11 protein-coding genes are annotated in these 14,260 nt (G+C 62.2%); 3 read left to right on the forward strand and 8 right to left on the reverse strand.

Annotation, left to right across the window (positions count from 1 at the left end; all coding sequences use genetic code 11):
- Positions 1–64 precede the first annotated feature (64 nt).
- Positions 65–202 (forward strand): hypothetical protein, encoded by a 138-nt coding sequence (locus BSZ35_RS19595; protein ID WP_181149338.1) that lies wholly within the window; start codon positions 65–67, stop codon positions 200–202.
- 319 nt (positions 203–521) lie between these two features.
- Here BSZ35_RS19595 and BSZ35_RS19285 read toward each other — a convergent pair whose 3' ends face one another.
- Together BSZ35_RS19285 and BSZ35_RS13160 are read right to left on the reverse strand one after the other, a co-directional pair.
- Positions 522–1,109, reverse strand: coding sequence for a hypothetical protein (locus BSZ35_RS19285; protein ID WP_146110094.1), 588 nt, complete (start codon positions 1,107–1,109; stop codon positions 522–524).
- A 119-nt stretch (positions 1,110–1,228) separates the two neighbouring features.
- The gene (locus BSZ35_RS13160) at positions 1,229–2,554 is read right to left on the reverse strand and encodes a M23 family metallopeptidase (RefSeq protein ID WP_181149339.1); all 1,326 of its coding nucleotides are present in this window, start codon (positions 2,552–2,554) and stop codon (positions 1,229–1,231) included.
- A 681-nt stretch (positions 2,555–3,235) separates the two neighbouring features.
- On the opposite strand from BSZ35_RS13160, the gene BSZ35_RS13165 reads away from it, so the two are divergent.
- Positions 3,236–3,565, forward strand: a complete 330-nt coding sequence (locus BSZ35_RS13165) for a hypothetical protein (protein WP_105012876.1) — start codon at positions 3,236–3,238, stop codon at positions 3,563–3,565.
- A gap of 122 nt (positions 3,566–3,687) precedes the next feature.
- Positions 3,688–4,491: a LysM peptidoglycan-binding domain-containing protein gene (locus BSZ35_RS13170; protein ID WP_146110095.1), complete on the forward strand. Its 804-nt coding sequence runs from the start codon at positions 3,688–3,690 to the stop codon at positions 4,489–4,491.
- A gap of 19 nt (positions 4,492–4,510) precedes the next feature.
- On the opposite strand, the gene BSZ35_RS13175 is transcribed toward BSZ35_RS13170, so the two are convergent.
- The 6 genes from BSZ35_RS13175 to BSZ35_RS13200 form a co-directional block, all read right to left on the reverse strand.
- Positions 4,511–7,711 carry an efflux RND transporter permease subunit gene (locus tag BSZ35_RS13175; protein ID WP_258096341.1) on the reverse strand — a complete coding sequence of 1,067 codons (3,201 nt, stop codon included), beginning with the start codon at positions 7,709–7,711 and terminating at the stop codon, positions 4,511–4,513.
- A 79-nt stretch (positions 7,712–7,790) separates the two neighbouring features.
- Positions 7,791–8,912 (reverse strand): 6-bladed beta-propeller, encoded by a 1,122-nt coding sequence (locus BSZ35_RS13180; RefSeq protein ID WP_146110096.1) that lies wholly within the window; start codon positions 8,910–8,912, stop codon positions 7,791–7,793.
- A 34-nt stretch (positions 8,913–8,946) separates the two neighbouring features.
- Positions 8,947–9,369 carry a hypothetical protein gene (locus tag BSZ35_RS13185; protein WP_105012880.1) on the reverse strand — a complete coding sequence of 141 codons (423 nt, stop codon included), beginning with the start codon at positions 9,367–9,369 and terminating at the stop codon, positions 8,947–8,949.
- Positions 9,370–9,475: 106 nt separating this feature from the next.
- On the reverse strand, positions 9,476–10,618 hold the full coding sequence (locus BSZ35_RS13190) for a PQQ-binding-like beta-propeller repeat protein (RefSeq protein WP_105012881.1): 1,143 nt from the start codon (positions 10,616–10,618) through the stop codon (positions 9,476–9,478).
- Between the two features lie 68 nt (positions 10,619–10,686).
- Positions 10,687–11,850 (reverse strand): hypothetical protein, encoded by a 1,164-nt coding sequence (locus BSZ35_RS13195; protein ID WP_105012882.1) that lies wholly within the window; start codon positions 11,848–11,850, stop codon positions 10,687–10,689.
- Positions 11,851–11,887: 37 nt separating this feature from the next.
- Positions 11,888–13,036 carry a hypothetical protein gene (locus BSZ35_RS13200; RefSeq protein WP_146110097.1) on the reverse strand — a complete coding sequence of 383 codons (1,149 nt, stop codon included), beginning with the start codon at positions 13,034–13,036 and terminating at the stop codon, positions 11,888–11,890.
- Positions 13,037–14,260 lie beyond the last annotated feature (1,224 nt).

Here is a 14,260-nt window from a genome sequence, read left to right on the forward strand (position 1 = left end):
CCCGGAAGGCCTCGCGACAGTCAAACTATTCGGTTCTCCTGCTTTCGCATAAGGCCTCTTCCCCATGCCGGACACCGGTCTAGACGATCCAGCCCTTCTCTACGACCTCGCCCGCTCCATCGGGACCGCGCTGGACCCTGCTCTGAATGCAGCGACCCTCGGTGCATCCTCCGCGCCGTCCTCACCGGAGAAGACCCGATAGCAGTGGACAGCCTCGGGCGGGTTGTCTCGGTGGAGGAGGACCAGGGGCGCCGGCGACGGCTGACGAGTGCAGACGGTACGGCGCGCTTCGCCTTCTCAATACCGAACCGTGAAGTACCACTCCAGGGGCGACGTGATCTTCAGTTCCCGCAGCCGATAGTTAGGTCTTTGCGCCTTCGCATGCTCTAGCGCCAGACTTCGTAGTTGACATACGCAAGTCACTCTCCTCGCTGGGCCCGAACGTACTTCGCCTGAGCAAAGACAATAAAGACCAGCAAGCAAACGAACCTGGTTGGGCCTCTCCTAAACGGCCCCCTATTTCAAGGTGCAATTCTATGAAAGCGAATTTCCTTTATTATACTTTTTTTTGCTTTTTTCTTTGTCCAAATCTGGATTTCAGTTTCACTATTCAGAATAGAGCGGGGGTCCTCACTTTTGCCTGGCCGTGCTACTTTTACGCCAACGACACCATCGCCGTCATCTTCAATTGCTTTATGAATCACGGGGCTGAGGGAGTCGGTGCCCATTCCGGGTTGGAGCTTCACCCCGCCAGCCCTCAGAAACCGCTCTTCTGATGTAAGCGCCATCGTCTCAAGCTTTATTTCTCTTTCTCTTTTTCTATATTTTAGCTCAAGCCCATCATAGGTTAGATATACTGTGTAGTCTGTAGAGCTTCCTTCCGGAAATCTATTATATTCAGTCGACGTAGGTTCTCCGAAGCGACGAGTCACTTCGTCAAGGGACGCTACGGTCAATATGTCCCTGAACGTTGTTCGAGAACTTGAGGACTTTCCAGAAACAGTTCCCCCTTCGACGGAGATGTCCCGGAACTCGGCGTAGGTAATGTACGGCGTCGGGTGGTGTTGCCCCGGTACCGTCTTCTTAGTTTGAGCCTCGACTGCCTCCACACTAGTAAGGCTAGCCAATGTCAGTATGAAAGCGAACGCATTTAGTATTCTCATTTTTAGAGAAATTCTATTTGAAAAAATAACTATAATTATACCTTTGTGTAGGGTACTTCCTGTACCTATGCAATCTTGAAAACTGGAGAACAATTATCGGAGGTTGGTTTTCCCTCTTTATTGAACTGTGTACCTATGTATTTCTCTGGGTTTTTCTTGCTTTCATCGTCAGTAGGCCAACCTCCATCTCCCTTACGTACTTCGAGGTGGAGATGGACCGAGTTACACCTAGCGTCCTCTGCGTTTCCGCTTTTCCCCATCTCTCCTATTTTATGACCTTCATTGATAGAGTTTCCCTCCCTAACGGTGACTTTGCTGAGGTGAGCGTATAGATACCACGTGTTATCATTACTAACTATCACGTAGTTTCCAAAATCATCACTATAAGCACCTGAGGAGACGACGGTCCCTCCTTCGAGCGCACTTATTTCGGTCCCGGTTTCTGCATCTCTCCCACCGAGGTCAAGTCCGCCATGGAATCTCTCATTCCCGTCTTCGGCTACTCGGGTGTTTCCGAAGCGTCCCCCTTCGATTCCAGCGCAGGTGGGTCGAATGTCCATGTCTTTGAGGGGATCCGACCGACAGAGTCTCGTCTCATTGACCTCAGGATTCGACTCCTCCGGCACGCAGTCCGACCCTGGCGCTGGGAGCTTCTCGGTACAATCCACACCGCCACTTCCTCCCTCGTCTTCTCCTCCCCCACCTCCGTCATCTCCCGGATACGGCTCCGGTTCCCCATCAGGGGGATCCGAACCGATCGGTCCTCCCCCCGATCCGGTCGATCCACTACAGTCCCACCACCGATCTTTGACCTCGCAATCTCCGCGCACACAAACTATCGCTTCTCTCAGATGACACTCCTTGCTTTTCGTCTCCGCGCTTCTCTTTGCCTCTGCCTGTCTCCCATGAGCACTTCCCCCGTCGACTCGAAGGACCTGCTGTAGCGCAAGGCTGTAGGCCGCCTCTGTCTCTGGAATCGTGCAGTGCGCAAACCGGACGCCTTCCCCCTCGCGCGTCCTCCCCTCCGTCTGAAGGACCCGGTAGACGACCCGCTGGGTCGCTGTCTCCGCGCTTTTGACAATCGCCTTCGGAAACCGCAGGTAGATGCTCCGGAACCGAACAGTGTCCGTGTACGGACGAGATGCCAGGTAGCACCCGTACGGCGAGGGCTCGGACCGAGAAGATTTCTTCGGTCCGGGCGTCCGGTCTTCGCCCGGCCCTATGATTTTCTGCTCCAGGGGAATCTCACCAGGATCCGGCAGCGAGGTGCCAGTCGGCATGTGTGAGTAGGAGAGCGCCGCACTGTCTGGATCGACCACCGGCTCTTTGCTTTTGGTTGTCCGGTCGCTGCTGGTGAGATCGCAGGCCCCGAGGCTAAAGGCGAGGGCCACGGCCAGAAGCCAGGTCCAATCGTTCGAAGAGTAAAGGGCACGTTTGTTGACAGCACATTTGGATGACATTGGATAGAAGAGGGATCTTCAGCAACAGAAAGCCTCAGCGATAGAGATATGGTCGCAGGCACAATGCGTAAAAACGACTAAATTAATTTTTCTTAAATGTAAAGGTGGGTAGGTTAATTAATTATATCATAAACAAAAGAGTGGTTTGGGGCAGGATGATCCCGAATTACGACATAAGGCGATTCTGTCTTCGCCCGTCTAAGAGCCTGCATTCAAAGAGGGGGTGGATACAGTCTTTTAGCATCAGATGGACCATCGACCACAGAATCATAGCTCGACTTGAGTCCGGGGCTTCCTCATAATCCTTCTACAGCTGTCGGCTTCGACCCAGCCAACCAAACGTACGCTCGATCACCCAGCACCTTTTCAAGACGACGAATCCTTTTGTCCCTTGGGGCGGTGGACGATTTCAACGAGGCAGCTCAGAATCCGCCATGCTCACGAGGCCAGTGTCTCGGGGTAGCCCGCATCGGTCCGCAGCAGACGCAGGCGAGAGCCTCGCCATTTTAATGCGCCGAGAGCCCAGACCGCGCCCCATTCGTTCCGCATCGAGGCCGCGTCTATGTAGCAGGAAAGAATCAGACTCACCCGGCCCCACGCCTGTCGGTCAACATGTCGGCCCAGGTGGAGCTCACCGACCGCACCGAGCTGTCGCTTCGGGCCCACTGGGGCGAATCCGGCACGCCGTCGTTCGGCGGGTACCGAACGGTGTCCATTCGCCTCGATCACCACTTTCGGTTCGGGCACCGGCTCTCCGTGGAGGCGCGGAGCAACCGATTTGCGGATACGCCGTTCTCAACCGCTCCCTGGACTGAGGTGCCGTCGTATCGCGTCTCGTACACGGTGCCGGTGGGGCTGCCGGTCGTCCAGGAACGCAGCACGGGCGCTGTCACCGGACGAGTCGTCGATGCCGAAACGGGGCCGGCATTGCTGACGCACTGATTCGGCTCGGAGACACGGAGCAGTACACCGACGAGAACGGTCGCTTCACCCTTTCGCGCTCCGCGCAGTACCTCCGCCTCGACCGGGCCAGTATCGGCCTCGACCGGGTCCCGATGATGCCGATGCCATTGAAAATCGACCGGGACCAGACGTCGTCTCCCATCGTCGTGCCGGTAACAAATAGTGCCTCGCTGACGGCACGGATCGTGCTGTACGACCATTCTACTCTCCGTGCCGCCCTCACTGGAGAAGACCCGATAGCAGTGGACAGCCTCGGGCGGGTTGTCTCGGTGGAGGATGACCAGGGGCGCCGGCGACGGCTGACGAGTGCAGACGGTACGGCGCGCTTCGACGATCTGCGTCCGGGCACCTGGACGCTTCGTCTCGTCGACCCCTCTTTGCCCGATGATCACGTGTTGACCCAAGAGACCCACACGATTAAGCTGACGCCGGGTGCGACCGATTCGGTTACGGTGAAGGTCGTGCCCCGTTCCCAGAACGACCCGACCGCGTCCCAATCGGGCAAGACGCTCGGTGGGGAGGCAATGCCGCAAGATCGAACGTCAGCTTCGTCGACTGATTCCGGACGGACACTCACCGCATCCTCCTCGACGTCCGATGCGTCCACGGACGAGTCGGCTACCGGCGAGAAGCACGAGGTGAAGCACGTCGAATGGCTTGCTCAGCTCTCGCGCAACTACTACGACACGCTGTACTGCTGGACAGTGATTTGGGAGGCCAACCGAGACGAGCTAGCAGATCCCGACGAGCTGCATCCGGGCATGGAGTTGACGATCCCACCCGCCGAAGCGTGTACCGTCGAGAAGCCGGGACCGCCCATCCCAGACTCGCTTCGGCCCTCCGTACAGCGGCACTCGCTTCTGCCACCTACAGAAACAGTGGCACCTCCTACTGGTCATCATTGAGGGGCTTCCGGCCACCCTTCTATCGATCGAGGAGGGGGACCAGCGCCACCGTCGCCAGCGGGGCAAGGAGGGTGGCGGTGAGGAGGCCGCCGGTGACGGTCACGGCCATGCCGGTCCAGAACTCGCCTTCCTGCGGAAAGACCAAGAGCGGCAGCATGGCCACGCAGGTCGACAAGGTCGTCGTCCACATGGGGCGCAGGCGCTCGCGTAGGGCCAGTCGCACGAGCGCCCCAATCCGTTTGGGCACGGCGTGCGCGTAGGTCGAGCGGAGCGTCCGGTAGCGGTCCACCAGCAGGATGGAGTCGTTGGCCGCGATGCCCACCAGCAGCACCGCCCCGATGAACGCGCCCTCGGCAAAGGCCAGGTCGCCCGCCAGAAGAAAGGCCACGGCCACGCCCACCAGCGCCGTGGGCACGCTCAGGAGGACCACGCCCGGCAGGCGCCACGATTCGAACACCGCCGCGGTGGCCAGAAAGACGAGCACGATCGTCCCCAGGATCACCCATCCGAACGTGCGCTCGGTCTCCTCCGTGAAGAAGGACGATTGATCGCGCTCCAGCCGGTAGCCGGGCGGCGTCGAAAAGCCCTTCAGCGCCTCGTCGAGGAATGCATCGCCCATGCGGTGCGGGCCGCGGTAGTCCACCTCAATGTATCGCTTGTACTGCTGGTCCTCGCGCACGATGCGGCTGGGGACGGTCTCGACCTCGTACGACGCGGCGCTCTTGAGCTTCACCTGCGTGCTGCCGGCCAGGACGAGCGGCCGATCGGTGAACGTCTCCACGTCGAGCTGCGGCGCGCCGTCCACCACGATGCGGACGGGCAGTTGAGGCGCACCTTCGAGGTCGGCCCACAGCGACGGATGCCGGGTGGAGAGGACCGGTTGGAGCCGCCGGGCGATGCGCTGGGGCGTCACGCCGGTACGGGCCTGGGCGTCGGTCCCGAGCCGGAAGCGCAGCACCTCGCGCGGCTGCCGGTAGCCGTAGCGCCCCGCGTTGGTGTTGACCGCGGCCACGCGCCGGCTGGCCTGCTTCAACTCCCGCGCAAACCGCTCGCAGAGGGCCGAGAGGTCCTCGTAGTTTGGGCCGTAAGCCGTGACCGTGAAGCCGGAGATGTTGGTGCCGCTCCGGCTGTAGTAGCCTTGTGGCAGGAGGCCGCCCACGCTCACGTCGATCCCGGCCAGCAGCACCGCCTCCTGAATGAGCCGCTCCCGCAAAATATACGGCTCGGACGTCTCCAGCGCCGGTTTACGAAAGAGCACCCGGAGCCGCGCGCTCCGCTCGCTGATGCGGACCACTGTGCGACGGACGGACGACGAGGCCAGCGCCGTTTGCTCGAAGCGGCGGAGGAGGGAGTCGGCCCGCTGGATGGGGTTGCCGGGCGGAAAGCCGAGACGCACGTAGACCTCTGGGTCGGCCTGATAGTCCCACTGCTCGCCAAAATTGGTCTGCTGGATGAAGGGACGCACGACGCCGCCGAGCGCCGGGTCGATCCACTCCCGCGCCTCCTGCACGAGATCGCTGCCTACGGTCTGGTTGTAGAGAGGGGCCAGCCGCTGGACGGGCACGGACGCGTCGCCATTCGCAGACACGCCAATTGTGGCGGGCAGGAGCCAGGTCGGGACGCCGACGAGCAGCAGCACCGCGATCATCGTCGTCTTCGGGGCCCACGTGCCGAGGGCGTAAGGCCACTGTACGAGGCGCCGCATCCAGCGGGGCAGACGCACGCCGCGCACGGGGGGCGGCAGCCATCGGCCCAGCACGGGCACGAGGAGAGCCGCACTCACGAGCGACGCCGCCAGGGTGAGCGCCGTGAGGATGCCGAAGGGGAGGAAGAGGGTGCGCAGCTCCCCGCTCAGATAGACGAGCGGCAGCATCACCGCTATGGTCGTTATTGTCCCGCCCACGAGGGGCAGTGCCACCGCCCGGACGGCCGTGGCGGCGGTTGGCCCGAGGGGCACACCCGGCCTGCGCTCCCGCTCCAGGAGCAGCTGCTCGGTGACAATCACGCTGTTGTCCACCAGCAGACCAAAGACGAGTACCAGGCCCGCGAGCGTGATCAGGTTGAGCGTGAGGCCGAGTGGCTCCAGCAGAGCGAGGGCCACGGCCAGCGCCACGCTCACGGTGAAGAGCACGGCGCCGACGGCACGCACGCTCCGCAGCATGAGAAGGAGCACGAGCACGACGAGCAGCAGTCCGATCCCGCCCCGCCACCGCAGGTTGCGGAGCTGCCGGCGCACGTCCTCGCTCTTGTCGGTGGCGACCTCCAGCCGTGCGTCGGGGGGAAGCGTGTCTTCCATCCTGCCCATTCGGGCCCGGACCCGCTCGGCGACCTCCACCATGTGGCTGCCCGGCGCCCGGTCAAGCGTCAGGGTCACCACCGGATCGCCGTCGATGCGGGTGATGGAGCGTCGGGGGGCGGGCGTCCGCTCAATGGTGGCGACCTGGTGCAGCTCGACGGGCGGGCCGGTGCGTGTGGGACTGCTCACGACGAGAGTTCGCAGTTCTCCGACCTGATCGGTGGCGGGCGTGAGGAGCAGAGGCGCCCGGCCTTTTGCGCGCAGTCGGCCGTAGACGGCGTTCGTGGTGGCGTCGCGAAGCGCCCGCTGGGCGGCGGCCGCCTCGATGCCCTGGGCGGCCAGGCGGTCGGGGTCAAGCGTGACGAGCAATTCGCGCGTGGTGCCGCCCCGGACGCGGAGGTCCGAGACGCCCGGAAGGCTGCTCAGTCGGGGCGAAATGCGGTCGTCGGCCCACCGGCGGAGCGCAGACGGGGCCTGCGGGCCCACCAGCTGCAGCGTCATGAAGCCCTGCTCGTCGCGCAGCGCCTCGGGCACGCGCTTGGTGAGGCGCGGCGACACGCGGTCCGGCAGCGTCTCCTCCACGAGCCGCAGCCGCTCGCTGATGCGGGTCGTGTAGAGGCTCAGGTCCGTCCCCTCCGCCACCTGCGCAGTGACGGTGGTCTGCCCCTCCTGCGAGACACTCTCGACGCCCGCCGTGCCCTCCACGTTCTGCACCGCCCGTTCGAGGGGGGCGGTCACGTAGCGTTCGACGGCGCGGGGCGAGCTGCCGGGCCAGGAGGCCGAAACGCGCACCTCGGGCAGCTCTACCGTCGGCGCCCATTCGAGGGGCACTTGCGTGGCCATCCACCCCCCGCCCAAAAGCAGGGCGATGGCCCACGCCAGGACGGGCACGGGTCGCTCGATCCAGCGCTGGAGCCAGTTCATTCGCATGGGAGGAGTCGCGTGGTTGCTCTACGTGCATGCGGGGCCTTTGCTTTCCGAATCACGCATCACGTCTCGCGCTTCACGATTCAATCCGATATCGCACCACCGCCGGGGCCCCGAGGTTCGTTTGGGTCGTACCGTAGGCGTAATCGTCGGTCACGACCGTCAGGGTCACCGTCGACGGAAGCTGGGTTTTGTGGATCGTCTGTGTCTCCGGATTCAGCACCCACCACGGAACGGTTTCAGGGTCGGGGGCCTTTGTCGGACGTTTGATCCAGAGCCGCCCGTTCTCGGCCACGAGCAGTTGGGTGAAGGCCGGTTTGGTGTCCGGCAGGGCCGACGCGGCCATCGACCGCACCTTCTCGTCGAGGTCGCTCAGGGCCGAGTCGCGGGCGGCCTCCGTGACCGGCACCGGCTCGGTTGGGATGGAGGCGACCACTTCTGATTCCCCGTCGAGCGTATGGGTCTGAATGTGAAGGCTATCCGTCCAACCGGAATACAGGCGGCCGTTCGGGCCGGGCGCTACGATCGTTTCGCGGCTAAAGGGAACGACGTCCGTGGTGAACCCGCCGTTCTCCCCGAAGACGAACGCCATTCGTCTCGACCGGTCAAGGAAGAGAGTGTCGCCGGGCGTGCCGCTCGTATCGAGGGGACGGACGGCACTTGGCGCCGGTCGCGTTACGCCGTCTTCCGGAGACATGCTCGACCCGAAGGAGCCGGCAAGGCCGTTGGGCAACACGTACAGAAGGGCCATGAAGCCCTGACCAGGAGGAACCGTGAAGGTGCGGCTCCGCTCATAGGGCGCTTCCGGTGCATAGACGGTGATCCGGCGCCGTCGGAGGTCGAGCGCGTACAGCGAATCGCGAGCATCCACCCCGATGCGCGTGAGCATCTGAAACTCGCCGGGGCCTTCCCCCGGGCCGCCGAGCGTATCGAGCAGAGTGCCGTCCGGGCGGAGGACTTTGATGTTGCTGGCCGCCCGGTCGGCCACGACCATGCGGCCCTCGCTCGTCACGTCGAGGGTGGTAATGCTGCCGAAGTAAAAGTCCTCGGTCTCGCTCAGGCGCAGGTCTTCGGTGAGGCGAAGGGAGTCCTCCGCTACGGTCCACTCGCCGTAGCTCGACTCGTCAGAATCGCCGCAGCCACCGAGCAGGAGGCCAAGCATGCACAGGAACGAAAGAGCGAAGCGGTTGACGCTCATGGAGTTGAGACAAGCGGTTGCTCTTGAGGAGAAGTTATGCGTTCGTGTCGATGTGATACCGCACGAGGATCGGTGTGCCTCTCTCGGTCGTGGTCGTGCCGTAGACGTTTCCGTTCCGCACGACCTCCAGATTCACGTCCGCGGGCACCGTGATCTCGTGAATCGTTTTCGTGTCCGGGTCGAGGATCCACCACGGGAGGGTGTCCGGATTTGCCCCTTCGGCGGGGCGCTGGACCCACAGCCGCCCGTCGTCGGCGTAGATCGAATCGCCGCCGCTGATCTGAAGGCTTGATAGGCGTTGGAATTCCCCGGGTCCCTGTCCTTTCTGGCCCAGGGTTTCGATGAGTGACCCGTTAGGCGTCAGGACTTTCAGATGCTGGGCGTCGTTCGAGCCGCAGCCGACGAGAACGAGGCAAAGAGCGGCGACAATGCAGAAACGGGAGGCGGAGCGGAGCATAGCCCGGATGGGCGTTTTGAGTGAACCGATTCAAGAAAGAAGCGATTGGGGGGGTTGGGGCAGGATGCGTTACAGGCGTTGAGCAGGGGGCTCGGATCTGTTGAAGCTACTGCTTCCGGATGGTGACCTCGTACGTGCGAACCTGCGGAAACGGCTCGTCGGTCGTGGTGTAGAGCCGACCCTGCGGTCCAACCATCTGCGGCTCTCCGATCGGAGACGTTCGCCGGCCGTTCCACCGCAAAGATCCGAGGTACCGACCGTCCTTTTCGAACACGTCGAGAACGGTCGCCAGCGCGGGGTCCTCGGCGTTATCGTTGAGGGAGCGGCGGAGGTACGCGTCCGGGTCGTCCACGTTGGTCGCCCACGAGGCCGTCACCAGCAAATGGCCACTTGGCAGTTGGACCGGCGCGTGAAGCTGGCTATAGTTGTTCCTCATGGTCCGTCCGTTGTCCGTCTTGGCCTCGGCCGGTTCCATGGGAAACGGCGTGTCGCGCGTGATGCGACGGGTCAGCGTGTCCTCGGGCGAGTACCAGCTGAGCGTGTACTCGGCCACCCCGCTCGCAACGACGCGGTCGCCGATCGTCGTGACGGCGGACTTGGTTCCCACCGGAAGGTCCAGGCTCAGCTCCAGCGGAAAGCTGTGAGCGAGGCGGCCAGTCGTCGGGTCGATCACCCGGGTGAGCTGCGCCTTTTTGGGTGGGAAGGGCTCGGCGCCCACCAGGCGATCCCCGACACGTCCGGCGAGCTGGAAGAACCGGACCTCCGAGTCGTCGAAGGTATGCCTCTTTACGAATGTCCCGCCCGTCGTCCACACGTCGAGGATTCGCCCGCTTTTGTTTGCGATGTACAGGCGGGGGCCGGAGCCCTTCACCAGGGCCGTCGGCCGCTTGAACTCGCCCGGTCCCTCCCCCGACTGGGCGACCGACCACAGCACGCTCCCGTCCGGTTTGAAGGCGACGAGGCGCGGGGCGTCCGCGTCCAGTACGTACACCGTGCCGTCGGGGCCGACGGCCACGTCCGCAATGCGCCCGAACAGGGTCTCTTCGGGGCCATTTTTCGTGCCGTACGTTTGCATGTGCGTGAACTGAATCGGGGACGAAGCGGTGTCGGGCCACACGTTCGTGCCTTTGTTGATGGCGTAGGTCACGCCGTCTCGTTCCTCGACGGTAAACGACGGGCTGTCCGTGTCTCCGCATCCGACGAGGAGGAGCAAGCCCCCGAGAAAAGACCAGAACCAGTGATTGGTCATGACTGCTATGTTCTGATGAGAAGGAGATTGCTGAAATCGAGAATCAATGAGAAGCACGGTAGAAACGCTCAGTCCTTCGCTTCCATTCGGTATCGAACCACTGCCGGGGCGCCCATCTCCGTCGTGGTTTTTCCATAGGCCTTCCCGTCCTGCACCACCGCAAGCGCCACGTCGCGCGGGAGCCGCACCTGATGGATCGTTTGCGTCTCGGGATCCAGGATCCACCACGGAACGGTGTCGGAGGTCGCGTCCTCCGCTGGGCGCCGGACCCAGAGCCGCCCGTCATTCGCAACGACCAGATCGGTAAAGGCGGGCTTCGTCTGGGGGAAGGCGTCCGTAAACTGCTGCCGGATGTCGGTCCGCTCGATGGGGGACAAGGCGGAGTCCCGGTCGGCATCCGTAACGGGCACCGGGGCTGTCGGAACGTGTGCGATGACCTCCGTGGTGCCATCGAGCGCCGTGGCCTGGATCTGGAGGCTGTCGGTCCAGCCGTGGTAGAAGCGGTCATCGGGTCCGACTGCAACCTGCGTCGATCGGTCAAATGGAAGGGATTCAATCCCCACGCCCTGTCCTTCAAACGAGATGGAGATGTGCTTTCGTCGCTCCTGCAGAAGCGTGTCGCCCAGGACGCCCGTCTCGCTCAGGAGGCGCCACGTGGCGGGCGCGGGCTGCCGGTAGCCCTCCTCCCGGGCGTAGTACGGCCGAAATTGAGTCGCGAGCGTGTCGCCCAGCACCCGGACCGTCTGGAGAGAGCCCCAGGCGTCGGTGCCCCTCGGGCCTTGTTCTCTGGTGATTGTCATCGAGCGGGCCAACGCGGGCGCCGGGGGCGGGGTGAACACGGTGAGTCGATCCGGTTCGGCATCGAACACGTATACCGAGTCGCCCCGAGCAACCTCGACTGTCGCGGGAAACTGGAACTCGCCCGGTGCCTGGCCTTCACGGCCGAGCGTGTCGAGCAGGGTGCCGTCGGGGCGGAGCACCTTGAGGTGGGTGGCCTCTCCGTCGAGAACGACCATGCGACCCGCGCTCGTCACGTCCAGGTCTCGGATGGAGCCGAAGAAGTAGTTTTCCGTCTCGCTCACCTGGAGGGTCTTGCGGAGGGGGAGAGGATCGGTGCGCAGAGTCCAGTCCCCCAGTCTTGGTGCCTCCCTGGCGTCTTCGCATCCAACCAGGAGAAGTCCAAAGAGAAGAAGATACAGTCTGAAACCGCTCGTCGCTTCGAACGCGGGCATACGGAAAGACAGTGGTTTGTAGTTGGGGAGAAATGATTTATGTGTCTGTGTCAATCGTGTACCGGACGAGTACCGGTGCCCCCGCCTCCGTCGTGCCACGGCCGTAGGCATGCCCGTCTCGGACGGTCAGGATCCGCACGCTCGAGGGCAGCGTGTCGGTCACCACTCGCTTCTCGTCGGGTGCGGCCACCCACCACGCCGTGCTGTCAGGAGTCGCCGTGGGGCGTCCGAACCAGTAGCGGCCCTCGTCGTCCACGAGGAACTGATTGAAGGCCGGTTTCGAGGCGGGGATCGCGTTTTGGATCTCTTCTCGGCCGCGGGTACGGTCGCTGAGCGCAGCGGCAATCTCGCCGTCGGTGACGGGGGGCACCGACGCGAAGGGCACGCGGATCGTCCGTTCGGGGCGACCGGTCGGGCCGTAGGCGGTGACCATTAGGCTGTCTCCATAGGCATAATGCAGCCGTCCCTTTGGGCCGAGGGCAAAGTGGGGAGTTGGTGTGAACGGGACGTAGAGGAACAACTTTCTGCCGTCCCCGAGGTCCTTCGAGGTCATGCGATAGGGCGGCGTGGTGATGTGCGTGGGTCCGATCGTTCCGCCCAAACTGACGGGCCGCACGGCCATCTGGGCATCCTCCTGAACCACGGCCCGAGCCCCCGGCGAATACACGAAGAGAAACGCGCGGTCGGGGCTCGATCCTGTCCCGTCCGGAATCATCATCTTGATCGGTCTGCCCCGGTCGGTTCGGGCCAGAAACGTCCGCTCGAACGTGAGTTCAGGTGTGAAGACGTGCACGCGGCCGTCGGCACCGTCCAGCACGTAGAGCGAGTCGCCCCGAGCCAGTCCGAGTTTCAGCGGGTGCCGAAACTCACCGGGGCCCTCCCCTTGCGTGCCCACAGTGTCCTGTAGCACACCGTTGGGCGAAAGCACCTTGACGTGGCGGGCTTCAACGTCGGCAACGTAGATCCGCCCGTCATCTGCGACGGCCACGTCGGCCATGCGGCCGAAATAGAAGTCCTCCCCCTCGCTGACGTGCAGGTTCTCCTGAAGCTGAAGGGCGCCCTCTTGAGTTGTCCACTCATCCGTTTCAGTTTCTGAATCATCGGAGCCGCACCCGAGCAGACCGAGGATTGCCAGTACGGCCAAGCACGAACGAAAACGCGAGCGGACGTAAGGGGAGAAGGACATGAACACTGAGCGAGAGGAAGGGGCAGAGGGGCAAGACGGGTCCGGGGTTCCTAAACCTATTCATTCTGTATTGTTCATTGCAAGTTAAGGGAGGGGGCCGATAGTCTGGTCACCGCGCATCCCCGGGAGGATGATAGGTGTGAACGGATGTGTCGCGGACAGCCACAACGTTGCCTGTCTCGTTCCCCGTTGGATTCCTCTGAGTTGGAGTCCGGACGTGTGGCGGTAGACGATCGCCTTCCCGCGTAGCAGGCCGTGAGCGTGACGAAAAGAGGGGAGACCGTATTCCGCTTCCTCTCACTCGGTTAAAGAGTAGACTTGTGTTCGAGCATTTGATACAGCACCGGCACCACGAGAAGCGTGAGTACCGTCGCGCTGAGGAGGCCGCCCACGATGGTGAGAGGTGCACGAATTTCGGCGCTGGCCCCTATCCACAGGGGCCCAGGACGGTTTTGATCGTCGTTATAAGGATGGGACAGCGGGCCGGTCTCGCGACACACTTGATCCTGGGGAAGAGTATGTCCTACTCACGGTTTTGGATGACGGGACGTTTTTTACATCGATGCCGACTTTCAGCAAGCAACTGCTTGAAACGGGCGGTACTGGCTACTACTCTGCCCGCTTGAGGACCTGATTACGATTGTAGAGTTTAACGAGTTCAATCCCATTTTTACCTCGATCTCTCACGGCAATGTATTTTGCACCGAAGGCCGAAATACGGAGTCCAGGGGGAAATGAGACTGTGCGAGGGGGATGCTTACTACAGAGATGCGTCCAGATTTGGCCTTTCTTTCTGTCAGCTCGGAGTACCCAGATTCCTTGCTTAGCATCGGACAAGATTTCAAGCGCTGGTGGATATCTATCCGGAAAGTCTACAGTTTCCAGAGCTTCTTTCCGGGTTTTTTGAAATGGGTCCTCTTGACCGAAAGCCACAGTGTGGGGATCCAATTGTCGGTAAATCCAGGCTCGGCCGTCTTCTTCTCTTACCCTATAAGTGCGTTTTGGAATCTTCCATGTTTGAAGGAGGTTCCCATGGAGGTCAATGATGCTTATCTCTCTACTTCCTTCTTCCACTCGTGCAATTCGTCGATTTTCGAGAAGTGTCCACACAGTTCTTGATTGGAACGGAGCAGGGAGAGTGAGATTCGGTCCTGCCGGTGGTTCTATCCTTACTGAAGGACCCGACTGAAAAGAAAATAGTCTTTCTGTCGATTCTGATGACGA

The sequence above is a fragment of the Salinibacter sp. 10B genome, from assembly GCF_002954405.1.
GTDB lineage: Bacteria > Bacteroidota > Rhodothermia > Rhodothermales > Salinibacteraceae > Salinibacter.

Bases quoted from the DNA above. Each gene is read 5' to 3' on its own strand.
- BSZ35_RS13185 (WP_105012880.1), bottom strand. From the start codon at position 9,369: ATGCTCCGCTCCGCCTCCCGTTTCTGCATTGTCGCCGCTCTTTGCCTC.
- BSZ35_RS13200 (WP_146110097.1), bottom strand. From the start codon at position 13,036: ATGTCCTTCTCCCCTTACGTCCGCTCGCGTTTTCGTTCGTGCTTGGCC.
- BSZ35_RS13190 (WP_105012881.1), bottom strand. From the start codon at position 10,618: ATGACCAATCACTGGTTCTGGTCTTTTCTCGGGGGCTTGCTCCTCCTC.
- BSZ35_RS19595 (WP_181149338.1), top strand. From the start codon at position 65: ATGCCGGACACCGGTCTAGACGATCCAGCCCTTCTCTACGACCTCGCC.
- BSZ35_RS13165 (WP_105012876.1), top strand. From the start codon at position 3,236: ATGTCGGCCCAGGTGGAGCTCACCGACCGCACCGAGCTGTCGCTTCGG.
- BSZ35_RS13175 (WP_258096341.1), bottom strand. From the start codon at position 7,711: ATGAACTGGCTCCAGCGCTGGATCGAGCGACCCGTGCCCGTCCTGGCG.
- BSZ35_RS13180 (WP_146110096.1), bottom strand. From the start codon at position 8,912: ATGAGCGTCAACCGCTTCGCTCTTTCGTTCCTGTGCATGCTTGGCCTC.
- BSZ35_RS13170 (WP_146110095.1), top strand. From the start codon at position 3,688: ATGCCATTGAAAATCGACCGGGACCAGACGTCGTCTCCCATCGTCGTG.
- BSZ35_RS13195 (WP_105012882.1), bottom strand. From the start codon at position 11,850: ATGCCCGCGTTCGAAGCGACGAGCGGTTTCAGACTGTATCTTCTTCTC.